The sequence below is a fragment of the Rhodococcus sp. T9N genome, from assembly GCF_024436645.1.
In the GTDB taxonomy this organism is placed as follows: Bacteria; Actinomycetota; Actinomycetes; order Mycobacteriales; family Mycobacteriaceae; genus Rhodococcus_F; species Rhodococcus_F qingshengii.
Window position 1 is genome coordinate 162,989 of sequence record NZ_JAMSKS010000015.1, and the last position, 23,036, is coordinate 186,024.

At 63.5% G+C, this 23,036-nt stretch carries 21 protein-coding genes; 18 read left to right on the forward strand and 3 right to left on the reverse strand.

Annotation, left to right across the window (positions count from 1 at the left end; translation table 11 throughout):
• Positions 1-135: 135 nt before the first annotated feature.
• The gene (locus M1L53_RS23145) at positions 136-1,239 is read right to left on the reverse strand and encodes an NADH:flavin oxidoreductase/NADH oxidase (RefSeq protein WP_042924054.1); all 1,104 of its coding nucleotides are present in this window, start codon (positions 1,237-1,239) and stop codon (positions 136-138) included.
• 195 nt (positions 1,240-1,434) lie between these two features.
• Here M1L53_RS23145 and M1L53_RS23150 point away from each other — a divergent pair, with 195 nt between their 5' ends.
• From M1L53_RS23150 to holA, 11 genes are all read left to right on the forward strand, one after another.
• Entirely contained in the window at positions 1,435-2,721 is a 1,287-nt protein-coding gene (locus M1L53_RS23150) for a glutamate-5-semialdehyde dehydrogenase (RefSeq protein WP_007731018.1), read from the forward strand.
• Between the two features lie 40 nt (positions 2,722-2,761).
• Positions 2,762-3,664, forward strand: a complete 903-nt coding sequence (locus M1L53_RS23155; protein WP_054187683.1) for a MoxR family ATPase — start codon at positions 2,762-2,764, stop codon at positions 3,662-3,664.
• A gap of 8 nt (positions 3,665-3,672) precedes the next feature.
• On the forward strand, positions 3,673-5,136 hold the full coding sequence (locus M1L53_RS23160) for a VWA domain-containing protein (RefSeq protein WP_007731020.1): 1,464 nt from the start codon (positions 3,673-3,675) through the stop codon (positions 5,134-5,136).
• Positions 5,137-5,154: 18 nt separating this feature from the next.
• Complete coding sequence (gene nadD / locus M1L53_RS23165) at positions 5,155-5,871, forward strand: nicotinate-nucleotide adenylyltransferase (protein ID WP_003944462.1); 717 nt, start codon at positions 5,155-5,157, stop codon at positions 5,869-5,871.
• Between the two features lie 46 nt (positions 5,872-5,917).
• Positions 5,918-6,364: a ribosome silencing factor gene (rsfS, locus tag M1L53_RS23170; protein ID WP_003944502.1), complete on the forward strand. Its 447-nt coding sequence runs from the start codon at positions 5,918-5,920 to the stop codon at positions 6,362-6,364.
• Positions 6,361-7,035, forward strand: coding sequence for a histidine phosphatase family protein (locus M1L53_RS23175; RefSeq protein ID WP_007731024.1), 675 nt, complete (start codon positions 6,361-6,363; stop codon positions 7,033-7,035). The genes rsfS and M1L53_RS23175 overlap by 4 nt, the downstream gene beginning before the upstream one ends.
• Positions 7,022-7,804, forward strand: a complete 783-nt coding sequence (octT, locus tag M1L53_RS23180; RefSeq protein WP_054187682.1) for a diglucosylglycerate octanoyltransferase — start codon at positions 7,022-7,024, stop codon at positions 7,802-7,804. Before M1L53_RS23175 ends, octT begins: the two co-directional genes overlap by 14 nt.
• Positions 7,805-7,808: 4 nt before the next feature.
• Positions 7,809-8,651, forward strand: a complete 843-nt coding sequence (locus tag M1L53_RS23185) for a DegV family protein (protein ID WP_003944515.1) — start codon at positions 7,809-7,811, stop codon at positions 8,649-8,651.
• An 81-nt stretch (positions 8,652-8,732) separates the two neighbouring features.
• Positions 8,733-9,614 carry a helix-hairpin-helix domain-containing protein gene (locus M1L53_RS23190; protein ID WP_054187681.1) on the forward strand — a complete coding sequence of 294 codons (882 nt, stop codon included), beginning with the start codon at positions 8,733-8,735 and terminating at the stop codon, positions 9,612-9,614.
• On the forward strand, positions 9,611-11,971 hold the full coding sequence (locus M1L53_RS23195; RefSeq protein WP_054187680.1) for a ComEC/Rec2 family competence protein: 2,361 nt from the start codon (positions 9,611-9,613) through the stop codon (positions 11,969-11,971). The genes M1L53_RS23190 and M1L53_RS23195 overlap by 4 nt, the downstream gene beginning before the upstream one ends.
• Positions 11,968-12,945 carry a DNA polymerase III subunit delta gene (gene holA / locus M1L53_RS23200; protein ID WP_003944476.1) on the forward strand — a complete coding sequence of 326 codons (978 nt, stop codon included), beginning with the start codon at positions 11,968-11,970 and terminating at the stop codon, positions 12,943-12,945. The genes M1L53_RS23195 and holA overlap by 4 nt, the downstream gene beginning before the upstream one ends.
• 672 nt (positions 12,946-13,617) lie before the next feature.
• Here the strand turns inward: holA and rpsT are convergent.
• Positions 13,618-13,878, reverse strand: a complete 261-nt coding sequence (gene rpsT, locus M1L53_RS23205; protein WP_003944567.1) for a 30S ribosomal protein S20 — start codon at positions 13,876-13,878, stop codon at positions 13,618-13,620.
• Positions 13,879-14,075: 197 nt separating this feature from the next.
• Here rpsT and M1L53_RS23210 point away from each other — a divergent pair, with 197 nt between their 5' ends.
• From M1L53_RS23210 to M1L53_RS23225, 4 genes are read left to right on the forward strand one after another with little or no spacing between them, the layout of a single operon-like run.
• A complete protein-coding gene (locus M1L53_RS23210; protein WP_003944471.1) occupies positions 14,076-15,701 on the forward strand; it encodes a circularly permuted type 2 ATP-grasp protein in 1,626 nt (541 codons plus the stop codon).
• Between the two features lie 56 nt (positions 15,702-15,757).
• Positions 15,758-16,729, forward strand: coding sequence for an alpha-E domain-containing protein (locus M1L53_RS23215; protein WP_003944483.1), 972 nt, complete (start codon positions 15,758-15,760; stop codon positions 16,727-16,729).
• Positions 16,730-16,737: 8 nt separating this feature from the next.
• Positions 16,738-17,568: a transglutaminase family protein gene (locus M1L53_RS23220; RefSeq protein ID WP_007731033.1), complete on the forward strand. Its 831-nt coding sequence runs from the start codon at positions 16,738-16,740 to the stop codon at positions 17,566-17,568.
• 59 nt (positions 17,569-17,627) lie between these two features.
• Positions 17,628-18,401: an aquaporin gene (locus M1L53_RS23225; protein WP_003944482.1), complete on the forward strand. Its 774-nt coding sequence runs from the start codon at positions 17,628-17,630 to the stop codon at positions 18,399-18,401.
• Between the two features lie 30 nt (positions 18,402-18,431).
• Here the strand turns inward: M1L53_RS23225 and M1L53_RS23230 are convergent, their stop codons facing one another.
• The gene (locus M1L53_RS23230) at positions 18,432-18,965 is read right to left on the reverse strand and encodes a type II toxin-antitoxin system PemK/MazF family toxin (protein ID WP_042450203.1); all 534 of its coding nucleotides are present in this window, start codon (positions 18,963-18,965) and stop codon (positions 18,432-18,434) included.
• A 72-nt stretch (positions 18,966-19,037) separates the two neighbouring features.
• Between M1L53_RS23230 and lepA the strand changes: the two genes are divergently transcribed.
• The 3 genes from lepA (at position 19,038) to M1L53_RS23245 (ending at position 22,927) form a co-directional block, all read left to right on the forward strand.
• On the forward strand, positions 19,038-20,930 hold the full coding sequence (gene lepA / locus M1L53_RS23235; protein WP_003944564.1) for a translation elongation factor 4: 1,893 nt from the start codon (positions 19,038-19,040) through the stop codon (positions 20,928-20,930).
• A gap of 6 nt (positions 20,931-20,936) precedes the next feature.
• Complete coding sequence (locus M1L53_RS23240) at positions 20,937-21,866, forward strand: nitronate monooxygenase family protein (protein WP_030536619.1); 930 nt, start codon at positions 20,937-20,939, stop codon at positions 21,864-21,866.
• An 80-nt stretch (positions 21,867-21,946) separates the two neighbouring features.
• Positions 21,947-22,927, forward strand: coding sequence for an ABC transporter substrate-binding protein (locus M1L53_RS23245; RefSeq protein ID WP_231783562.1), 981 nt, complete (start codon positions 21,947-21,949; stop codon positions 22,925-22,927).
• The last annotated feature ends 109 nt before the right edge of the window (positions 22,928-23,036 follow it).

Sequence of the window (23,036 nt, forward strand, 5' to 3'; positions counted from 1 at the left end):
CGTGCCCTGTGGCTCGTTGCGACCCCCGTCGCACGGCTCTGGCCCGCGGCAGTGTCCGGAGCCCACAGGGCTCCGGACTACCGGCAAGTAAGACGCTTACGCTATCAAAGTTGTGCGCGGGAGCCGATTTTCGGGCTAGAAGGCGCGGGCGTACTGCGACGGGATATGCGGTCCTACCTCGGCGTTCAGTTCACGGGCCGCCCGGCGCGCCCAGTAGGGATCACGCAACAGTTCCCGGCCGAGGAGCACCGCCACTGCGCTTCCGTCTTCGACGATCTTCTCGGCCTGTTCGGGTTCGGTGATGAGGCCGACGGCGGCGGCCGGTAGCAGGCTCTCGTTCTGCAGGCGACGGGCGAACGGAACCTGGTATCCCGGCTCCACCGGAATCTTGGCCGCCGGTGAATTACCGCCGGTGGACACGTCGACGAGATCGACGCCGTAGTCGGAGAGGATGTTGGCGAGGGCAACGGTCTGATCCGCGGTCCAGCTGTCGACCTCGAGCCCACGCTCTTCCGTCAGCCAATCGGTCGCCGAGACCCGGACGAAGAGCGGTAGCTCGGCCGGCCACACCTCGCGGACTGCGCTCAGGATTTCGAGGAGCAATCGGATGCGGTTCTCGAAGCTGCCTCCGTAGCGGTCCGTTCGCTTGTTGCTCTCGGGGGAGAGGAACTGATGGATCAGGTATCCGTGGGCCGCGTGAATTTCCACGACCTTGAATTCGGCCTTCAATGCGCGGGTAGCCGCCGCTGCGAAGTCCGCGACGACCTTCTCGATGCCCTCCGTGGTGAGCTCGACCGGATCGGCAAGGTGACCGAACGGAACCGCGCTCGGGGCAACCGTCTGCCACGAGAGTCGGTCGTCGGCGGGCAGACTCTTGCCGCCGCGCCACGGAACCTGCGTCGACGCTTTGCGTCCGGCGTGGGCCAGCTGAATTCCGGGCACTGCGCCGAAGTACGCGAGTTGCGCGTTGATCTCGGCGAAGGCTTGCGCCTGCGTGTCGTTCCAGATCCCCAGATCAGCTGCCGATATGCGGCCTTCGGGATTGACGGCCGTCGCCTCGGTGAGAATCAGGCCGGTGCCGCCGATTGCACGGCTCACCAGATGCGTGCGATGCCACTCGTTGGGCACTCCGACCTGGTCGCCGATGACGTCAGCGGAGTACTGGCACATCGGTGCCATCCAGACGCGGTTCGGGATGGTGACGCCGCGCAGGGTCAAAGGCTCGAACAACACACTCACGGATGGCTCCTGACTCGAAGAAGAAGGTCGGTGGGTGCAACAGTGTCGCGCGCCGGAATTGTTCCCCGGCGGTCCGCCGAAATGTCCGCAGGCGGTCCGCCGAAATGTTCGCAGGCGGTCCGCCGGAATGGTCCCGGGTGGTCACAGCCTCGTTCCGCCGAGCAGGCCGTCACGGTGGGTGGTTAATGTGTATTCATGACCGCTGTGACTTCCAACGCAGAAACCGTCGACTCGAACGCGTCCGACACCAAGTCCGTCGTGCACGACGCCGCACGCCGAGCCCGTAAGGCTTCGCGCGTCCTGGCTCTGCTGACCACCGCGCAGAAGGATGCTGCGCTCAACGCCGCAGCCGACGCGGTACTCGCGGCAAGTGATCGGATTCTCGCGGCCAACGCTCTCGATATCGACACCGCGAAGGCGGGCGGCACCGAGGAATCGCTGCTCGACCGTCTTCGTCTGACCGCTGACCGGATCGAGGGCATCGCGTCGGGTTTGCGTCAGGTTGCCGGACTACCCGATCCGATCGGTGAAGTGCTTCGTGGATCCACTCTGCCGAACGGTTTGGAACTACGTCAGCAGCGCGTTCCGCTCGGTGTCGTCGGCATGGTCTACGAGGCTCGCCCCAATGTTACCGTCGACGCTTTCGGGCTGACTCTCAAGTCGGGAAATGCTGCGCTGCTTCGTGGTTCGTCCTCGGCAGTCAAGTCCAACGAAGCGTTGGTGGAGGCGCTACGCGCGTCGTTGGTTGCTCAGGGGCTCCCCGAGGACTCCGTTCAACTTCTGCCGAGTGCGGATCGGTCGACGGTCACGCACCTCATCCAGGCCCGCGGCCTCGTCGATGTAGTCATCCCGCGCGGCGGTGCCGGCCTGATCAGCGCCGTAGTTCGCGATGCCACTGTCCCCACCATCGAGACCGGTGTCGGTAACTGCCACGTCTATGTTCACTCGGCCGCCGATCTACTGATGGCCGAGAAGATTCTTCTCAACTCCAAAACCCGTCGGCCCAGTGTGTGCAACACGGCAGAGACGGTGCTGGTCGACGCCGCTATTGCCGAGACGGCCGTGCCGAAGCTGCTCCAAGCGCTCCAGATGCACGACGTCGTCGTGCACGGTGATCTGCCGGGACTGGTTCCCGCGACCGAGGACGACTGGTCGAAGGAATACCTCACCCTCGACGTCGCCCTCAAGGTCGTCAAGGACTTGGACGCTGCCGTCGAGCACATCGACCAGTACGGAACCGGCCACACCGAAGCCATCGTGACGTCCGATCTCTCGGCTGCCCGCGAGTTCACCGCTCGAGTCGACGCTGCGGCAGTGATGGTCAACGCGTCGACTGCCTTCACCGACGGTGAGCAGTTCGGGTTCGGCGCCGAGATCGGCATCTCCACCCAGAAACTGCACGCGCGTGGCCCCATGGGGCTGCCGGAACTGACGTCCACCAAGTGGATCGTCTGGGGCGACGGGCATACCCGACCCGCCTGAAAAGTTCACCAGACTTGCCCCACCTCTCAAGGAGTTAACCGTGGACCGAGCACTTCCCGACACGACGCCGTTCTTCTCGACCGTCGACGACGTGATCGAACGGCTGGCCGAAACCGGCTATCTGTCCGACAAGGCCACCGCGACGGCAGTCTTCCTGGCCGATCGTCTGGGCAAGCCGCTGCTCATCGAGGGCCCGGCCGGTGTCGGAAAGACGGAACTCGCCCGCGCAGTCGCCCAGACCACGGGCGCAGAACTGGTGCGTCTGCAGTGCTACGAGGGCGTCGACGAGGCTCGTGCGCTGTACGAGTGGAACCACGCGAAGCAGATTCTTCGGATTCAGTCGGGCGGAGCGAGGGGTGATGTCGCGGTCGACCACAGCTGGGACTCGACGAAGGCGGATGTCTTCTCGGAGGAGTTCCTGCTCGCACGTCCACTGCTCAAGGCCATTCGCCGCGAGGACCCGACGGTGCTGTTGATCGACGAGACGGACAAGGCAGACGTCGAGATCGAAGGTCTGCTCCTCGAAGTGCTCAGCGACTTCGCGGTCACGATCCCCGAGCTCGGAACGATCACCGCCACCCGCAAGCCGTTCACGGTGTTGACCTCGAATGCCACTCGTGAACTCTCGGAGGCTCTGAAGCGTCGTTGCCTCTTCCTGCATCTCGATTTCCCGGACGCCGACCTCGAGCGTCGCATCCTCGCAAGCCGTGTGCCGGAGCTTCCTGAAGCGATTGCCGAGCAGCTGGTCAACACCATTCGTGTTCTTCGCGGAATGCAGCTCAAGAAGGTCCCTTCGGTATCCGAGACCATCGACTGGGGACGCACCCTTCTTGCTCTGGGCATGGACACTCTCGACGACGATGCCGTTCGCGCCACGCTCGGCGTGATCCTCAAGCACCAGTCGGACCAGGTGCGTGCCGCCGCTGAACTTCGGCTGAACTGAGGTCTGACATGGCTCCCGCAGCATCGACGTCGCCGCTCTCACCTGGCGGCCTGGCAGCGCCGCACGGGATTCCCGGTCACCTCGTCGATTTTGTCGAGGCTTTGCGACGACGCGGAATCATGGTCGGCCCGTCCGAGACAGTCGACGCCGGTCAGGTCATGTCTGTTCTCGACCTGCTCGATCGTGAAGCGCTTCGTGAAGGGCTGGCATGCTCGCTCCTGCGCAGGCCGACCCACCGGGCGACGTTCGACGCCGTCTTCGACCTGTGGTTCCCCAAGGCGATCGGTGACCGTGCGGTCGGCGACGTCGACGTCACACTGCCGCGCAAGCCAGACGGCTCGATCGACCTGCAGGCCTTGCGTGAGCTGATTGCCGAACTGCTGACAGACGGCAGTGACGAGGCGATGGAGATGACCGAACTCCTGACCGCCGCGATGGTCGAGGAACTCGGGCAGTACCAGTCGAGCAACGGCCCGTCGTTCTCCGCCTACCAGGCGCTGCGCGACGTCGCCCCGGAGACGTTGCTCAACAAGATCCTGCAGGGCCTGCTCGGCAACCAGGAGGGTTCCGGGTCAGAGGGCAAGGACAACTCCGACTATCAATCCGAGGTCGCCAAGCGCACGGCAGCGCAGCGCATCGCGGACTTCCGCAAGATGGTCGAGAAGGAAACGCGTCGACGCACAGCCGAGAATTTGGGCAAGGAGCGGGTCGCCACGTACGGCGTTCCGAAACTCGCCGAGGAAGTCGACTTCTTGCGAGCGTCCGATGCCGAACTCACCACGCTGAAGAAGAACGTCGCACCCCTGGCTCGCTTGTTGGCCAGTCGTCTCGCCGTGCGTCGTAGCCGCTCTCGCGCGGGTTCGATCGACCTACGTCGTACGTTGCGCAAGTCCATGTCGACGGGCGGAGTGCCGATCGATCTGGTGCAGCGCAAGCCGAAGCGGGCGCGGCCCGAACTTGTGGTGATGTGCGACGTGTCCGGCTCGGTGGCGGGGTTCAGCCATTTCACTCTGCTGCTCGTGAACGCTTTGCGTGAGCAGTTCTCGCGCGTGCGGGTGTTCGCGTTCATCGACACGACCGACGAGGTCACGCGGTTCTTCGACTCGAACGCAGACCTCGGATCAGCGATGTCACGGATGGTGCGTGAGGCCGAACTGATCACCTACGACGGCCACTCAGACTACGGACACGCCTTCGGAGTGTTCCAGGAGAAGTTCGCGCAGTCGATCACCAGTCGCACGTCGCTACTGGTACTCGGCGACGGTCGCAACAACTACCGCGATCCCAACCTTCAGTCGCTGTCGCAGATGGTGGCAGTAGCCAAGCACGCGCACTGGCTCAACCCCGAGCCGAAGGGGCAATGGGGAACGGGTGACTCCGCGGCGAAGGTCTACAACGAGGTCATCAGCATGCACGAGTGCCGCTCGGCCCAGCAGCTTGCCGACGTCGTGTCCCGTCTGCTGCCGGTCTGACCCGTAAGCTCGACACTCGTGCAGAAGGGACTATCGGTGGAACGTGCTCGACGCCTAGGAGTGATGGGTGGCACCTTCGACCCCATTCACCATGGCCACCTCGTTGCGGCCAGTGAGGTCGCCGACCGGTTCGGACTCGACGAAGTGATCTTCGTCCCCACCGGACGGCCTTGGCAGAAGCAGGGGAAGGGCGTCAGTCCTGCCGAGGACCGGTACCTCATGACGGTCATCGCCACCGCCTCCAACCCGCGGTTTTCCGTCTCTCGGGTCGACGTCGACCGTGAAAAAGTGACGTACACCGTGGACACGCTGCGAGACCTCCGGGCCTACCACCCTGACGCCGAACTCTTCTTCATCACCGGTGCCGATGCGCTGGCCAGCATCCTTTCCTGGCAAGATTGGGAAGAGTTGTTCGCATTGGCGAAGTTCGTCGGGGTATCGCGACCGGGTTTCGATCTCAATGCAGAGCACCTGGCCGGTCACCTCGACACCATGCCCGCCGACGCGGTCACGTTGATAGAGATTCCGGCACTTGCCATTTCGTCGACCGAATGTCGGCGTCGGGCAAGTGAAGACCGCCCCGTCTGGTACCTGGTGCCGGACGGAGTGGTGCAGTACATCTCGAAGCGGAACCTGTATCGACCTGTCGACGCGGAGCGCCGCGACGGAGCTACAACGATGTCGGAGCCCGCACCGGGGAAGTCGGAAGCCGTCCCGGGCGCCGAATCGAGCTAGCCGAGCACAACAAGTACTTTCTGAAGACGAAACTGGAGAACATCGAGTGAGCGCAAACACCGAAGCCATCGACATGGCACGCATCGCGGCCTTGGCAGCCGACGAGAAGCTGGCCACCGAAGTGGTGGTGCTCGATGTGTCCGAACAGCTGGTCATCACGGACTGCTTCGTCATCGCATCTGCGACGAACGAGCGTCAGGTCAACTCGATTGTCGAGAACATCGAAGACCGTCTCCGCGAAGCGGGACACAAGCCGGTCCGCCGTGAAGGCACCCGCGAGGGCCGCTGGGCACTGCTCGACTACGCCGACATCGTCGTCCACGTCCAGCATGACGAGGAGCGCAACTTCTACGCTCTCGATCGTCTGTGGAAGGACTGCCCGACGGTCGAGGTCGAAGGCCTCGGACAGAACCGTCCCGGCCCCGCCGATGCCAACACGGTGTTCGAGACCGACACGGTTTCCGAGCCGGACGCGCAGGATCCCTCGCTGTGACTTCGTCGGCGCCCAGTGCGGCGTCGAACCCTGTCCGCCGGCTCATCCTGCTGCGTCACGGACAGACCGAATACAACGCCGACTCTCGGATGCAGGGGCAACTCGACACCGACCTGTCGGAGTTGGGACGCACGCAGGCCAAGAGTGCAGGTCCGGTGATCGCCGATCGCAGGCCGTTGACGATCGTGTCCTCGGATCTGCGGCGCGCGTATTTCACGGCCGTCGCTGTCGGTGATGCCGCCGGACTTCCGGTCCTCACCGACATGCGTCTGCGTGAGACACACCTGGGGGAATGGCAGGGCCTGACTCATCATGACGTCGACGAGCGCACTCCCGGTGTGCGATCTGCGTGGCGAGCGGATGCCACGTTGGCGCCGCCCGGCGGCGAAAGCCGAATCGACGTCGCGAATCGCAGCCTCCCCGTAGTTCACGAATTGCTCGACACGCACCCGGACTGGGCCGAGCGGCCCGTGGTTCTGGTGGCGCACGGAGGCTTGATCGCGGCACTGACAGCGGCATTGCTCGACCTACCCATCGATCGCTGGGCCGTCCTCGGCGGATTGGGAAACACCAGTTGGGTGCAACTCAGTGGACATGGTGACGTCAAGTCGATCGAGTGGCGACTCGACGTATGGAATGCTTCTGCGAGTGTCGCAAATGACGTCCTCTGAAAGTGCCGACGGGCAGCGCCCCGTCCTCCTCGTACTCGCGGATTCGCTGTCGTATTTCGGCCCCAAAGGCGGCCTCGCGGCAGATCATCCACGCATCTGGCCCAACATCGTGGCCGACGAACTCGGCTGGGACGTCGAGTTGGTCGCCCGTATCGGATGGACGTGTCGCGACGCGTGGTGGGCACTGACTCAGGATCCTCGTGTGTGGGCGGCGGTGCCGCGGGCCGGCGCCGTCGTGTTCGCGGTCGGCGGGATGGACTCGCTGCCGTCCCCATTGCCTACCGCGCTCCGCGAGACCATCCGCTACGTTCGGCCACCCGCGCTTCGACGCGTGGTGCGCGAGGGTTATCAGTGGCTGCAGCCGCGGCTTGCACCTCTGGGCCGCCCGGTCGCACTTCCGCCCAAGCTGAGCGTCGAGTATCTGGAAAGCTCGCGAAATGCGTTGGAGTACATGCGGCCGGAACTGCCGATGATCGCGACCTTGCCGTCGGTGCACCGCAGTGATGCCTACGCCAGCGTGCATGCCGGACGACCTGCCGCGGTGTCCGCGATCACCGAGTGGGCTACGGAGAAAGACGTTCCCGTAGTCGATCTCGCGGATGCAGTGCGAGACAACGTCTTTTCCGAGAACGGTAATCCCGACGGAATTCACTGGGGTTGGGACGGTCACGTCGGTGTAGCCCGCGCGATGACCGCTGCGATTCGCGGGGTCGAGTCGCAGAAAACGGTTTCGCCGGAACTGGTATCACCGCCGAGCGAAGTCGGGTAGCAGAATGCCGGTCGTCGTCGTCACGGATTCCTCCGCCTGCATCCCGCAGGAGTCGGCCGACGCATGTGGCATTCAGGTTGTTCCGCTCCACGTGCTCCGTGACGGTTGTGACTTGCGAGAGGGCGTCGACGCAATGCCGAGCGACCTGTCGGGAGTGACAACGGCCGGAGCGTCGCCCGCCGAGTTGTCCGAAGCGTATGCACGCGCCCTGGACATGAGCGACGGTGACGGCGTTCTCGCCGTTCACATTTCACGTCAACTGTCGGGAACGTGGGAAGCCGGACGAGTCGCAGCCCAGGAATTCGGTGGCGCCGTCCGGATCGTCGATTCACAGTCCGCCGGTATGGGTTTGGGCTATCCGGCTCTCGAAGCTGCACGCTTGGCCGAGAAGGGCGCTTCACTCGAAGAGGCGTACGGCCGGGCGGTCGACGTAGCGAGCCGTGGGCGCTGCTACATCGTCGTCGACAAACTTGATCAATTGCGTAGGGGCGGACGAATCGGAACCGCGGCCGCACTGCTGGGCACTGCATTGGCCATGAAACCGATCCTGCATCTGGTGGACGGCAAGCTGGTGCTCGGCGAGAAAACACGTACCACCACCAAAGCTCTTGCGCGCTTGGTGGATTCGGCAGTCGAACGCGCCGGTCTCGGTCGTGTGGCGATAGCCGTGCATCACATGCGCGCGCGAGAGCGTGCGGACGGGATAGCCGAACAGTTGGCCGAGCGCATTCCCGATGTAGCGGAATCCGTCGTCACCGACTTCAGTGCGGTTATCGGAGCGCACGTCGGTGTCGGCGCGATCGGTGTTGTGGTGTGCCCGTTGCCGGAGATCGACACGAGCGCCTGATCGTTTCTCCACAATCCGCGAGTTCTCCACAGATACAAATTGTTCGTCGTTGGCGGCGAGGTCTCTCGTTAGCGTCCAGTCATGAGGATCAGCGAGGAGCGCGAGCGGGCGCGTGATCGCCTCGCGGCGATGGACGGCAACTACCGGCGGCGACACGAGGACGTCGACGAATTCGAGGATTCAGGGTCTTTCGAGAGGTCCCCCGAGTGGCTTCGGGACTTCGACGAGGACGACTACGACGCTCAGCCCGACTCGTCACGGTTCGACCGATTGCCCGAACACTGGCGCGGTACACGTTGGCGCCCGAGTCGGTCGGCGACCTGGGTGTTGGCGATCGTTGCAGTTCTGGCCACGGGAATCGGCTTGTTCGCCGTGTGGTGGGATTCTCCGAGCATGCAGGCGGTCCCACCGTTGCCCTCGCCCCAGAATGTCACGGAGAAGAATGTGACTGCCGGCGATGGTGAATCAGCCAGTCCTGTACCGACCGGCGTCGTGGCAGAGCAGCCGCCCGAGGCTGTGGTGGTCAGTGTCGTCGGGCTCGTGCGCACGCCTGGGCTTGTCAATCTTCATTCGGGCTCGCGCATCGCCGACGCGCTTGCTGCGGCAGGTGGCGTGCTCGACGGAGCGGAGACGGTGGGCCTGAATCTGGCTCAGAAACTTGTCGACGGCGATCAGATCGTGGTTGGTGCGGCCGATCAGTCCGGTGGTGTTTCTTCGAGTACCACTGCAGGAGGGACCAGCCCCGCAGCTACGGGGGAATCCGGCGGGGCTGGGCTGGTGAACCTCAATACCGCCACCGAGGCCGAACTGGACGAGCTTCCCGGGGTAGGGCCGGTAACGGCTGCGGCGATCATCTCCTGGCGCACCTCCAACGGAAAATTCACGGACATAGAACAATTGGGGGAAGTCGACGGGATCGGCCCGGCAAGGTTGGCCAAATTGCGAGTGCTGGTGTCGGTGTGAACGAACCGGAAGCCTCGCCGGTCCTCGACGCTCGACTGCTTCTGTCGGCGGTCGCGGTGTGGGGGAGCAGTGCGGTGGGGATCCTGTTCGGCCCGGTCGCCGCGTGGGTACTGGCGGTGGCGTGTGCGGTTCCAGCGGCACTCCTCACTTACGTGGTTGTGCGCCGGACATCAGCGGGGTGGGTACGAATCATGTTGGTTGCATTGCTGTTCGGTGCCGGGTGTAGTGCCGTCGGCGGGTGGCGGGCGTCCGAGGCGGAGAGGCACCCACTGACCCGAGCTTCTCTCGAGGGAGCTTGGGTGAGTGTCGAAGTGGAACCCTCGGAGGATCCGCACGCGGTCTCCGGCGCGGTGGGTCAAGGTCAGGTCGTCTTCAGGGCAACCGTCAATTCGGTGACTGCCCAGAACCGCAGGTACTCCGGAGGCGGCTTGGTCACCATCCGGGCGCCCAGTTCGTCGTGGCTCGAAGTTGTTCCAGGGCAGAGCCTCACGGTTCGTGGCCGGGCGAGTCAGCCATGGCGTAGCGATTCCACGCTCGCCGTGATCACGTCCGAAGGGCCTCCCGTCGCGGTGGGAGAAGTGCCCTGGTATGAGCGATGGGCAAGTGTGGTGCGCATTCGTTTCGCGGCTGCGTGCTCGGCTGCACTCCCGCCGGATCAGGCGGGTCTGCTGCCTGGCCTCGTCGTCGGAGACACGTCGGCGCTGTCGCCGGTGGTGAAGGACAACTTCACCGTTGCCGGACTTTCCCATCTCACCGCGGTGTCCGGCGCCAACATCAGCATTCTGCTCGGGGCCGTTCTGCTGTTGGTCAGAGCCGCGGCGCTCAGTCCACGGGTCGGCGCCGCTTTGGCGGTGGTAGCCCTCGTTGCCTTTGTTGTCGTCGCGAGGCCGTCGCCGAGTGTTCTACGCGCGTCGGTGATGGGCTTGGTAGGCCTGCTCAGTCTGGTCACTGGTCGGCGCAAACAGGCGCTGCCTGCGCTTGCCGCCGCCGTCATCGTTCTGGTAGTCGTGATGCCCGAGCTGGCCGTCGACTGGGGGTTTGCGCTGTCGACTACTGCCACGGGCGCGCTGGTGATCATTGCGCCGGTGTGGGTGGACGTGCTTCGCCGAAGAGGCTGGCCCCGTTGGTTTTCGGAGATGACAGCTGTCTCGGGTGCTGCGTTTGTCGTGACTGCACCGTTGGTGGGCGCCATGGCGGGAACCTTCAGCGTAGTCACGATTGCCGCGAACATGGCGGTGGCGCCCGTGATCGGAATCATCACGGTGTTCGGTGCGGTGATTGCCTTGTGTGCGCTGATCTGTCCACCGATCGCGGTGTTCGTCGCGCCATTGGTGCGGCCGCCGATGGGGTGGCTGCTGTGCGTGTCCGAGCGGGCGGCGGCGCTTCCCGGAGCGTCAGTGGTAGTGCCGTCAGGACTCATCGGTGCCCTCGTCGTCGTGGGAGTCCTACTGGCCGCGGCCCTGACGCTGTGGAATCGGATTTCGAGATGGGTGCTCGGCGTTCTTGTTCTGGGAGTTGTTCTGGCCCTGATCTTTCAACACGTGTTCGGGGGTGGCCGTTTTGCTCCGGGGTGGGCGCTGGTGATGTGCGACGTCGGTCAGGGGGACGGTCTTGTGCTCTCGACTGGAGACGGCAGGGTGATCGTGATCGATGTCGGTCCTGATCCCACGTCGATGGATCGTTGCCTGAACATGTTGGACGTCAACGACATCGCGTTGCTGATGATCAGTCATTTTCATGCCGATCACATCGGTGGATTGGAAGCAGTCCTGAGTGGGCGTTCGGTCGCTGCGATCGGAGTCGGGTCGATGTTGTTGCCGGAGTCAGGTTTTCGGGCGGTGAAGGATACCGCCGACTCGCAGGCCGTTCCGGTTGTCTCGTTGCGCGCAGGTATGGAGTTGACGTTGGGATCGGTGAACGTGGAGGTTCTCGGTCCGTTGGTTCCGGCTCCCCGCGATGCGGGGGACGGCGCGGACGCCGCGAACGATCAGTCGCTGGTGGTGATGGCGCACACGGGCGCGGGTCGAATTCTGTTGACGGGCGACGCCGAAGTTGCGGGGGAGGAGGCGATCCTCCGATCGGGAGCGGACGTGAAGGCCGATGTGTTGAAGCTGCCCCATCACGGTTCTCGGACCACGTCGTCGGCATTTCTGGAAGCGGTGCGTCCGAGGTTGACGATGATCAGCGTCGGCGTCGGCAACAGTTTCGGGCACCCGAATGCGGAGGTTCTCGATGAACTGGATTCATTGGGCGGGGCGGTGGTTCGGACCGACGTCGACGGCACCGTCGCTGTGTACGGCGGGGGCGGCGGGTCTGTGTCGATCGTGTCGGTTCCTCGTGGGACCATCTTCGGGTGAGTAATCCGTCTGGAGTCGATCCGCTGCATCTTGTTCTCGGGGACGACGAGTTCCTGATCGACCGCACGGTATCGCAGCTCATCAGAGCTGTCCGCGGTGACCGCGGCCAGGGTATTTCGGATCTCCCGGTGACCAAGATGCGCGCGGGCGACACCAATGCTCCCGAGTTGGCCGAGTTGCTCAGCCCTTCTCTTTTTGCCGAAGACCGTGTGATCGTCTTGGAATCGGCTGCAGAAGCAGGCAAAGATGCCGTAGCGCTTGTCCTGGAGGCTGCACGCGAGCCGGCAGAAGGTGTGGTTCTGATCGTCGTGCACTCGGGCGGCGGTCGCGCGAAAGCGTTGGCGCCGGCCCTCGAGAAGCTCGGGGCGACGGTTCACAACTGCGGAAAACTGAACAAGAGTCAGCTTGTCGACTTCGTCCGGGGTGAGTTTCGGACCGCAGACGTCAGGGTTGCGCCAGATGCGATCGCCGCGATGATCGAAAGCGTCGGCTCCAACCTCCGCGAACTCGCGTCGGCCTGCTCGCAATTGGCGGCAGATACGGGCGGCAAGATCGACGTGGATGCAGTCCACAAGTATTACTCGGGCAAGGCCGAGGTTTCCGGATTCGACGTGGCCGACAAAGTCATCGTCGGCGATACCCGGGGTGCGCTCGAGGCGCTCCGATGGGCAGATCAGATCGGAACAGCCCATGTTCTGCTCGCGGATGCCCTCGCCGACGCAGTCCACACCATCGCGAAGGTCGGCCCGTTTGCACGGGGCGGTGACCCGTTCCGGTTGGCGTCGGATCTCGGAATGCCGCCGTGGAAGGTCAAGAAGGCGATCAAGGAGGTCGGCGGCTGGGATCCCACGTCGATCGGCGCTGCGATGCAGATCGTCGCCGCCCTCAATGCCGACGTGAAGGGTGCCGCAGTCGACTCGTCCTTCGCCCTGGAGATGGCAGTGCGGAAAGTGTGCGCGTTGCGGAAGAACTGAGTACAACGTGGCCTACTGCGCGTCCGGCCAGAAGTAGTCCGACGACAGTGGCGGCCGTGGCCTCACCCGCCCGGTAGTCGAGGCGTTTCACGCAGGCTTGCTCCAACTGAGTATGCGGAATGGCCTGAGGCCGTGTCGTTGGTTCACCTGTTCTGATGTCGGTCACCCGTAGTGAGTCGTGCGACACCGGATTCACCACACTGCCGCAGACAATGGTTTCTTGGCCGATGCTGTCTACCGGCACCTTCACGGTGGTGAGTAGCGCTCGTCCAACGGCGAGAAACGCCAGAATCGCAACGAGTGAACACATCACGCCGAAGAAGATCCGGAATTCGCTACGTTGCCTGCGCTTACACCATCCGTAGCTTGCGGCACCTCCGACGACTGCAACCGTCAATGATTCCCACCAACGAGGGATTCCCAGGGCGGCCACTACGCCGAAAGCGACGACCGCCCAGAAGACAGTCGTGAACAACCAGCTGCGAGGGCGCTTCCCGTGCCCGTTGATCGCCATCATCAGATGGTTGCAGCCCGCTCCACGTATTCGCTGCAAGACATGGATGGCGGGTCTTCGCACTGACCCGATTGAATACGCAAAATAGCCGCCTGGTCTTTCGACCTGGCGGCTATCGAGACGAACCAGTGTGACGGCGAACCGTCACAGTGGAAACGTCAGAGCTTGTTGGCAGCCTGCGAGAGTGCAGACTTCTTGTTGGCAGCCTGGTTGGCGTGAATGACGCCCTTGCTGGCTGCCTTGTCGAGCTTGCGGCTGGTGGAGACGAGGAGCTCGTTGGCCTTGTCCTTGTCACCGGCTGCCGCAGCCTCGCGGAATGAACGGATCGCGGTACGCAGCGAGGACTTCACCGACTGGTTACGGAGTCGGGCCGCCTCGTTGGTACGGATTCGCTTCACCTGGGACTTGATGTTGGCCACGCGTAAAATCCTTGTCGTCTTTAGCTGGTTACGGTCGAGAAAGCTGTGGGCGCACTGATGCACCGACTGGCAAGATTACCAGCCGAGGGCCCAAGAACCCAAACCGTCGCACGTTGCGTCTGTCGAGAAGGGTACACCGAGCGCCCGATTTCTCGCCGCGCTGCCGAATAGCCCCACTTGTAGCAGCATGTTGCCCTATGACGCCGCCGCCTTCGAAAAGTTCGAGTAAAACAGGTTCGACCACCACCCGAGCGCGTCCTGCCGCAGTGTTCGACGGATATTCAGACATCGGTCGCTACGAGTTGGCTTTCGACGAGATGTTCGAGCCCGACGGCTCGGTGCGTGGTCCGTACAAGGGTGTGTACAAAGCCCTGGCGCCGACGAGCAGCGCCGACCTCGCCGCGCGTGCCGACGCACTCGGACGCGCATTCATCGACCAAGGTGTGACGTTTTCGCTGTCCGGGCAGGAACGACCCTTCCCGTTGGATCTGGTGCCACGCGTCATCGCCGCCCAGGAGTGGTCGCGGCTGGAAAAGGGCATCAAACAGCGGGTGAAGGCGCTCGAGTTGTTTCTCGCGGACATTTACGGAGAGCAGCGAATCCTGCGCGATCACGTGTTGCCGCGCCGCCTGGTCACCTCGTGTGAGCACTTCCACCGTGAAGCGGCAGGCATCGTGCCGCCCAACGGTGTGCGAATTCACGTCGCGGGTATCGACCTGGTCCGAGACGAGGCGGGAGAGTTCCGAGTTCTCGAGGACAATCTGCGATCTCCGTCCGGTGTCTCCTATGTGATGGAAAACCGTCGCACCATGACTCGGGTGTTCCCGGATCTGTTCATGTCCCACAAGGTGCGGGCGGTCGGTGATTACGCAACACATCTGCTGAGGGCGCTGCGTGCGGGTGCTGCACTCAACGAAGCGGACCCGACAGTGGTTGTTCTCACACCGGGTATCGCCAATTCCGCCTATTTCGAGCATTCGTTGCTCGCTCGTCAGATGGGTGTGGAACTCGTCGAAGGTCGCGACCTGTTCTGCCGCGACAACATGGTGTACATGCGCACTACGGAAGGCGAGCGCCAGGTCGATGTCATCTATCGCCGCATCGACGACGAGTATCTCGACCCGATGCACTTCCGTCCGGATTCGATTCTCGGCGTCGCAGGCCTACTGAATGCGGCGCGGGCGGGCAACGTGGTGATCTCGAGCGCCGTCGGCAACGGAGTCGGTGACGACAAACTCGTCTATACCTACGTTCCGCAGATCATCGACTACTACCTCGGTGAGAAGCCGCTCTTGCAGAACGTCGACACGTTCCGCTGTTGGTTGGACGAGGAGTGCGAGCAAGTCCTCGACCGCGTCGCCGAACTGGTCATCAAGCCGGTGGAAGGGTCCGGCGGCTACGGAATCGTCTTCGGACCCGACGCGAGCCCCAAGGAACTCGCCGCGATAACCCGCAAGATCAAGGCAGACCCGCGCGGGTGGATTGCGCAGCCACTCGTGCAGTTGTCCACGGTGCCGACCAAGATCGACGATGTTCTCTCGCCGCGCCACGTGGACTTGCGGCCCTTTGCCGTCAACGACGGTGAGGACGTGTGGGTGTTGCCCGGCGGCCTGACCCGGGTGGCACTTCCGGAAGGTTCGCTGGTGGTCAACTCCAGCCAGGGCGGCGGAAGCAAGGACACGTGGGTGCTTGCGAGTCGCACCTCTGACGAAGACCCAGAGTTGTCAGGCGAGGAACTGGTGTCCGAGCCCCCGGAATCCGCGGAGCCGGTGCAGGGTCCCGAACTGAGCACCTCGCAGCAACAACAGCAGCAGCAACAGTGAACACCTCGGAAGTGCCCAGCTACCAAGAACTATCAGTGAACGGAGCGTGGTGACCGATGCTTGCTCGCAACGCAGAGTCCCTCTACTGGATCGGCCGCTACGTCGAGCGCGCCGACGACACTGCTCGGATCCTCGACGTCGCCGTCCATCAATTGCTCGACGACGCCACCGTCGACCCGGACCGCACGTCGCGTCTGCTCCTGCGTGTCCTCGGCATCGAGGCGCCGGAGGGCAAGCTCGACGTGCGCTCGCTCACCGATCTGGTTGCGTTCAGCCGCAACCAGGTTGGTTCGATCGTGGACTCGCTGGCAAGTGCTCGTGAGAATGCTCGCGGGGCGCGTGAGGTCACGTCGAGTGAGATGTGGGAGTGCCTGAACACAACGTACAACGGACTGGCCGAGCGTGAACGTGCCTCACGCAGGCTGGGGCCACACGAGTTCTTCCGCTATGTGGAGGAACGCGCAGCGATGTTCGCGGGCCTGGCGGATTCCACGCTCAGTCGCGACGACGGCTATCGGTTCCTTCTGCTGGGCAGGTCGATCGAACGTGTCGACATGATCGTGCGGATGCTTCTGGCGCGCGCCGGTGACCGCCCGTCGTCGCCGGCATGGGTCAGCGTTCTTCGCTCGGCGGGCGCACATGACACGTATCTGCGTACGTATCGCGGAGCACTCGACGCCAATCGCGTCGTCGAGTTCATCTTGTTGGACAGGCTCTTTCCGCGCTCGGTGTTCCACTCGATCAGGCAGGCCGAGAAGTGCCTGCAGGAGCTCGACCCGCAGCCGGGCAGTCGCGTCGGAATCCGGGCGGAGGCGCCGCGGCTTCTGGGCCGCGCACGCAGCGAACTCGAGTTCCTGCCGCAGGGCGTGTTGCTCGAGGATCTGCAGGGACGGTTGCTCGGTTGGCAGGAGACCTGTCGCGAACTGGGTGAGGCGATTGCATTGCAGTACTTCCACGCTGCGCCGTGGGTCGCGTGGACGGATGCCGGCGCCGCGTATGCGGAGTCGACGGTGGAGGGAGAGCTGTGAGCTGGCGAATGAGGGTCGTGCACACCACGGGATATGCGTACGACGCCCCGGTGACGTCGTCGTACAACGAAGCGCGATTGACACCTCGCGGCGACACCAGGCAGACGGTGATACTCACGCGCGTCGAAACCCAGCCGGCAACGCGTTCCTACCGATACACCGATTACTGGGGCACCGCGGTGACCGCCTTCGACTTGCACGCCCCGCATACGGAACTCGAAGTGACCGGACTGTCGGTGGTGGAGACCGAACCGTTCGTTCAGCCCGAGGAAACCGTCGACTGGGATGAATTGTCGGGAAACGCGATTAAAGATCGATTCAACGAACAACTGAGTTTCACGAGATATGTTCCGCGTGATCGTAAGCTGGCGACAATTGCCAAGGAATTGCGCAAAGATAAATCACCTGAAGATGCAGTAGTGGCTGCGTCGCAATGGGTTTACGGCGAAATGTCATATGTTCCCGGTACGACCGGAGTGCATACGTCGGCGGTGGAGGCCTGGTCGGCCAGGAAAGGTGTCTGCCAGGACTATGCGCATCTGACCTTGGTGTTGCTTCGAACGATGGGAATACCGTGTCGATACGTTTCCGGCTATCTCCACCCGAAACGTGATGCGGCAGTCGGGGACACGGTGGTCGGGGAATCGCACGCGTGGATCGAAGCGTGGACCGGCGCGTGGTGGGGATACGACCCGACCAATGCGATAGCTGTGAATGAACAGCATGTCTCGGTCGGAATAGGAAGGGACTATTCGGATGTGCCGCCTTTGAAGGGAATCTTTTCCGGTGGACGCTCCACAGATCTCGAAGTTGTTGTGGAGATCACCAGGCTTGCGTAAAGTCCGGCAAATCTAGGCGCGTGAGCATTACTACCGTTCGATGAGAAGAAGGTGGGAATATGTCTCCAACTGCACAGGAATTGACTGAGATCGAACCGATCTCGGATGTGAAGAAGTATGCGGCCGAAGCGGTGGGAACATTTGTGCTCGTGTTCTCCGCAGTCGGAACTGCCGTCTTTGCAGGTGCGAAAGTCGGCAATCTCGGAGTTGCCTTCGCATTCGGCCTGACCCTGCTGTTCCTCGTATATGCGATCGGACCGATTTCCGGTTGCCACGTCAACCCAGCCGTGACTCTCGGCCAATTCGTGATCGGGCGAATCTCAGCCGTCAATGCGGCGATTTACGTTGTCGCGCAAGTGATCGGCGGCTTGGTCGCAGGCGTCGTGATCTACACGGTGGCCAACAGTCTCCCGGCTTACAACCGTGCTGCTGACGGTTTGGGCGCAAACGGTTGGGGCGCACACAGTCCGTCTGCCGAGAAGAATCTTCTCGGAAACGTGGTTTCCGACGGCTACGGCATCGGTGCCGCCATGATCATCGAGATCCTGCTGACAGCACTGCTGGTATTCGTCGTTCTCGCGTCGACCGACCAGATCTCCGACGTGCCGCTCGCCGGGGTGTCCATCGGCTTCACCCTGGCCGTCATTCACCTGATCTCGATCCCGATCGACAACACCTCCGTCAACCCCGCTCGAAGCCTCGCTGTCGCACCGTTCCAGGACGGTGCACTCGGTCAGGTGTGGTTGTTCATCGTGTTCCCGCTCATCGGCGGTGCGCTCGGTGCACTCATCTATCGAGCACTCTTCGGACGGTTCAACCGTATGGACAGCTGATCGACACTGTTTCCATCGTCCGGGTCGGCTTCAGCTCCAGCTGAAGTCGGCCCGAAGTTTTGCCGCGACCGCGTCGAACTTCTTGTGATCCATGACGGCGCCCTCGCGCCGGATCCCGCTCTCGGGAACGTCGAGCACCCGGTCGAGCCGGACCCAGCTGGGCCTTCCCTCGCCGTCCCATGGACCCGAACCGATTGCGAGCCAATCGTGCTCACCCTCGCGTTTACTCTGCGAAGACAACATCAGGCCGAGCAGCGTGTCGCCGTCGCGGCCGACAACCAGCACCGGGCGGTCTTTGCCCTGGGTCGGATCCTCCTCATAGGCAACCCAGGTCCAGACGATTTCGCCCGGATCGGCCTTGCCGTCGAGGTCGGGGGAGTACTCGACCTTGCGGGCGCGATGTGCGGTCGGAGACGTTCGCGCGGCGATCGGGCGGCCGGTCGGACCCGGCTTCGAGGCAGACGACTGGGACGTGGACGACTGCAGCTGGCGCAGCAACGCAGGGCCCTTCTCCACCGCGAGGGCGCCGAGGGTTCTGCCGATCTGCTTCCACATGCTTGCCATAGCGTTCGAGCATAATCACCCACCCGTGGGAACCCCTGGTACGGCGGCGCCGAGACTTGGATATCCTGAGGGTTGACAGTGGCCCGGATCCGGGCCGGTGCCGGTCCGACTAAGGGGTCTCCCATCAGCAGCTTCGCCGACAAGACGTTCACGGATCCTGCGCAGATCCGGAACTTCTGCATCATCGCGCACATCGACCACGGTAAGTCGACGCTGGCAGATCGCATGCTTCAGCTCACCGGTGTGGTCGAAGAGCGGGCGATGCGTGCGCAGTACCTGGACCGTATGGACATCGAGCGTGAACGCGGCATCACCATCAAGGCTCAGAACGTTCGTCTGCCCTGGACCGTCGACGGCGAAGAGTTCGTCCTCCACCTCATCGACACACCCGGCCACGTCGACTTCACGTACGAGGTCTCCCGTGCGCTCGAAGCATGCGAGGGCGCAATTCTGCTGGTCGACGCTGCTCAGGGCATCGAAGCTCAGACGCTGGCGAACCTCTACCTGGCGATGGAGAAGGATCTCAAGATCATTCCCGTCCTCAACAAGATCGACCTCCCGGCCGCGGATCCCGACCGCTATGCCGAAGAGATCGCGCACATCACGGGCTGCGAGCCCGGTGATGTCCTGCGCGTCTCGGGTAAGACCGGCATGGGCGTCAAGGAACTGCTCGACGAGGTCATCAAGCAGGTACCTGCGCCTGTCGGCGATGCTGACGGTCCCGCCCGCGCGATGATCTTCGACTCCGTCTACGACGCCTACCGCGGCGTGGTCACCTACGTGCGTGTGGTCGACGGTCGGATCCGTCCCCGCGAGAAGATCACGATGATGTCCACGGGCACCACACACGAACTGCTCGAGGTCGGCATCATCTCGCCCGAGCCGAAGGCCAGTATCGGTCTGGGCGTCGGCGAGGTGGGCTACCTCATCACGGGTGTGAAGGATGTCCGCCAGTCGCGCGTCGGTGACACCGTCACGACCACCCGCAACGGCGCGACCGAACCGCTGGTCGGCTACCGCGATCCCAAGCCGATGGTCTACTCGGGCCTCTACCCGATGGACGGCTCGGACTACCCCGTGCTGCGCGATGCCCTCGACAAGCTCCGTCTCAACGACGCCGCCCTGGCGTACGAGCCGGAGACGTCGGTTGCCCTCGGATTCGGCTTCCGCTGCGGCTTCCTCGGCCTGCTGCACATGGAGATCACCCGCGACCGCCTCGAACGTGAGTTCGGCCTCGAACTGATTTCCACTGCGCCCAACGTCGTCTACCGCGTCGTGATGGAGGACGGGGCCGAGGTCATCGTCACCAACCCGTCGTACTGGCCGGAAGGCAAGGTGCGCGAGGTCTACGAGCCGGTCGCCAAGTGCACCGTCATTGCCCCGAGCGAGTACGTCGGCGCCATCATGGAGCTGTGCCAGTCCCGTCGCGGTGAGCTCGGCGGCATGGACTACCTCTCCGAGACTCGCGTCGAACTGCGCTACGAACTGCCCATGGGCGAGATCATGTTCGACTTCTTCGACGCCCTCAAGTCCCGCACCAAGGGATACGCCAGCCTCGATTACGAGGAGGCCGGTGAGCAGCAGGCCGACCTGGTGAAGGTCGACATCCTTCTGCAGGGCGAGGCCGTCGACGCGTTCTCGTCGATCGTGCACCGCTCCAACGCTGGTGCTTACGGCGGACGCATGACGTCGAAGCTTCGCGAGCTGATTCCTCGCCAGCAGTTCGAGGTTCCGATTCAGGCCGCGATCGGCGCGAAGATCATCTCGCGCGAGAACATTCGCGCAATCCGCAAGGACGTTCTTGCCAAGTGCTACGGCGGCGACATCAGCCGTAAGCGCAAGCTGCTCGAGAAGCAGAAGGAAGGCAAGAAGCGCATGAAGACCATCGGTCGCGTCGAGGTGCCGCAGGAAGCATTCGTGGCGGCCTTGACGTCGGAATCGGTCGGCGAGAAGCCCAAGAAGTAGGAGCGCATGGTCACCACCTGGTTGTCCCGAGAGTTCGGAATCGAAATCCCGGTTCTCGGGGCGCCCATGGGTGGTCGCGCGGGCGGCGCGCTCGCCGGAGCTGTATCGGCGGCCGGCGGGTTGGGTCTGCTCGGCGCGGCTCGGTACAACACACCGGAGTGGATCGAGGCCGAAGCTGAAGTGGCCCGCTCGATCGGCGGAAAGTTCGGCGTCGGCCTGATGACGTGGTCGCTGCCCGAGAACGAGTTGATGCTCGACGCCGCGATTGCCGTCGAGCCGACCATGATCACCTTGTCTTTCGGTGATCCCGCCTCGTATGTCGGACGAATCCACGATGCGGGCATTCCCGTTGTGTCACAGATCAATACGCTCGAAGACCTTCGCATTGTCGAGGCCGCGGGTGTCGACGGCGTGATCGCGCAAGGCGGTGAGGCAGGCGGTCACACGGGCCGAATCGGAACCTTGCCGCTGCTGCAGGAGATCCTCGAAACGACATCACTTCCAGTACTGGCGGCCGGCGGAATCGGGACCGGCCGCGGTTTGGCCGCAGTCCTGGCAGCCGGCGGGGAAGGCGTGATGATCGGAACGGCGCTGCTCGCCAGCCCGGAGACGGTCGGGCCGGACTATGCCCGCGACCGCGTCGTCGAAGCCGGAAGTGCCGACACGATTTACACCTCGGTGTTCGACCGAGCGCGCAGTCAACCGTGGCCGCAGCGGTGGGGTGGCCGCGCGGTGGCCAACGAGTTCACTGCCGCCTGGCACGGAGTCGACGCCGATGAGGAAATGCTGGCAAAGGCGTACGACCCGTCGGATCCCCACAGCGGAGTCGTCTACGCCGGAGAAGCTGTCGGACTCGTACACGGAACCCATCCGGCCGGCGACGTGGTTCGACGCATCGGCGCCGATGCGGAGCGTCTGCTCTCTCGTTTCGCCTGAAAGCAAGGTCGGACACAGCCGGGTCCCATATGAGAAGGTAAGCCTCTGCTAACTAGTGGAGGAGTATTTTCGTGCGTGCGATGAAGTTTTCGGCGGTGGCTCTCTTGGGAGCGCTGGTCGTAGGTATCAGCGGATGTTCGTCCTCGGACGCCGACGAGATCGCGGGCGGTCGGGTCACCACGATCGACCACAAGTTCGGCGCCACCACGATCACCGGGACGCCGACGCGCATCGTCGCGGCCGACACCCAGTGGCTCGACGCTCTGCTCGAACTCGGAATCCAGCCGGTGGGGTACCTGGCTGCCGGCCCGATGGGCGACGAGCGTGGTCTGTTCCCGTGGGAGAGTGGCGTGGACGCGTCGGCGAAGGAACTCGATCGCTCGGCGATCCAGCAGTTCGGTGTCCCGCTCAAAGCTGAAGAAATTGCAGCCTTGGATCCCGATCTGATTCTCGGCGGGTTCTCCGTCGCCGATCAGAACGATTTCGACCAGTTGAGCAAGATCGCTCCGACAATTGCCGGTCTGTCCGACGTCCAGGTCGATCCGTGGCAGGACCAGGTGGAGATTCTCGGCCGGGTTCTCGACAAGGAGTCGCGAGCCGACGAGATCGTCGAGGCGACAAACGGGCAGATCGATGCGCTCGCACAGCGGTTGCCGGGGCTGAAGGGTAAGACCGCTCTTTTGTCGCAGTACGTCTTCCCGACGTCGCAGTTGGTGATCGTCGCTGATCCCAAGGACGGTGCTTCGGGACTGTTCACGCGTCTGGGAATGTCGTTGCCGCCCAAGCTGGTCGACGAGGCCGGTGTGACCGGTGGCCGGCTGATACTCAGCCCGGAACGGGTCGACGCTCTCAGCGCCGACGTCGTGGTGCTGCTGCCCAACGGCGGGTCGCTCGACGACATGATGAAGCTGCCGGGGTTTGCCGACCTGCCTGCAGTCAAGGGTGGCGGATTGGCCATCGTCGACTATCCGACTGTCGCCGGGTTGAACACTCCGTCGTCGCTGTCGCTGAAGTACTCGCTCGAATCGATCACGCCGCAGCTCGAAGCGGTGGCCGGCTAGACCTGCTGTGGGGCGGTTTTTAAAGCGGGGGGGGGTTAAATGGGGCCCCCCCGGGGGGGTGGTGGGGGTGTTGGCGGGGGGGGAAAATCCCGCGTGGGCCGGGTACAAC

What these genes read in the sequence shown, in the direction of transcription:
- M1L53_RS23225 (WP_003944482.1), top strand. Translation starts at nt 17,628, where the DNA reads ATGTCTCCAACTGCACAGGAATTGACTGAGATCGAACCGATCTCGGAT.
- M1L53_RS23215 (WP_003944483.1), top strand. Translation starts at nt 15,758, where the DNA reads ATGCTTGCTCGCAACGCAGAGTCCCTCTACTGGATCGGCCGCTACGTC.
- M1L53_RS23150 (WP_007731018.1), top strand. Translation starts at nt 1,435, where the DNA reads ATGACCGCTGTGACTTCCAACGCAGAAACCGTCGACTCGAACGCGTCC.
- M1L53_RS23190 (WP_054187681.1), top strand. Translation starts at nt 8,733, where the DNA reads ATGAGGATCAGCGAGGAGCGCGAGCGGGCGCGTGATCGCCTCGCGGCG.
- M1L53_RS23240 (WP_030536619.1), top strand. Translation starts at nt 20,937, where the DNA reads ATGGTCACCACCTGGTTGTCCCGAGAGTTCGGAATCGAAATCCCGGTT.
- M1L53_RS23185 (WP_003944515.1), top strand. Translation starts at nt 7,809, where the DNA reads ATGCCGGTCGTCGTCGTCACGGATTCCTCCGCCTGCATCCCGCAGGAG.
- M1L53_RS23160 (WP_007731020.1), top strand. Translation starts at nt 3,673, where the DNA reads ATGGCTCCCGCAGCATCGACGTCGCCGCTCTCACCTGGCGGCCTGGCA.
- octT (WP_054187682.1), top strand. Translation starts at nt 7,022, where the DNA reads ATGACGTCCTCTGAAAGTGCCGACGGGCAGCGCCCCGTCCTCCTCGTA.
- M1L53_RS23230 (WP_042450203.1), bottom strand. Translation starts at nt 18,965, where the DNA reads ATGGCAAGCATGTGGAAGCAGATCGGCAGAACCCTCGGCGCCCTCGCG.
- M1L53_RS23210 (WP_003944471.1), top strand. Translation starts at nt 14,076, where the DNA reads ATGACGCCGCCGCCTTCGAAAAGTTCGAGTAAAACAGGTTCGACCACC.
- M1L53_RS23245 (WP_231783562.1), top strand. Translation starts at nt 21,947, where the DNA reads ATGAAGTTTTCGGCGGTGGCTCTCTTGGGAGCGCTGGTCGTAGGTATC.
- M1L53_RS23220 (WP_007731033.1), top strand. Translation starts at nt 16,738, where the DNA reads ATGAGGGTCGTGCACACCACGGGATATGCGTACGACGCCCCGGTGACG.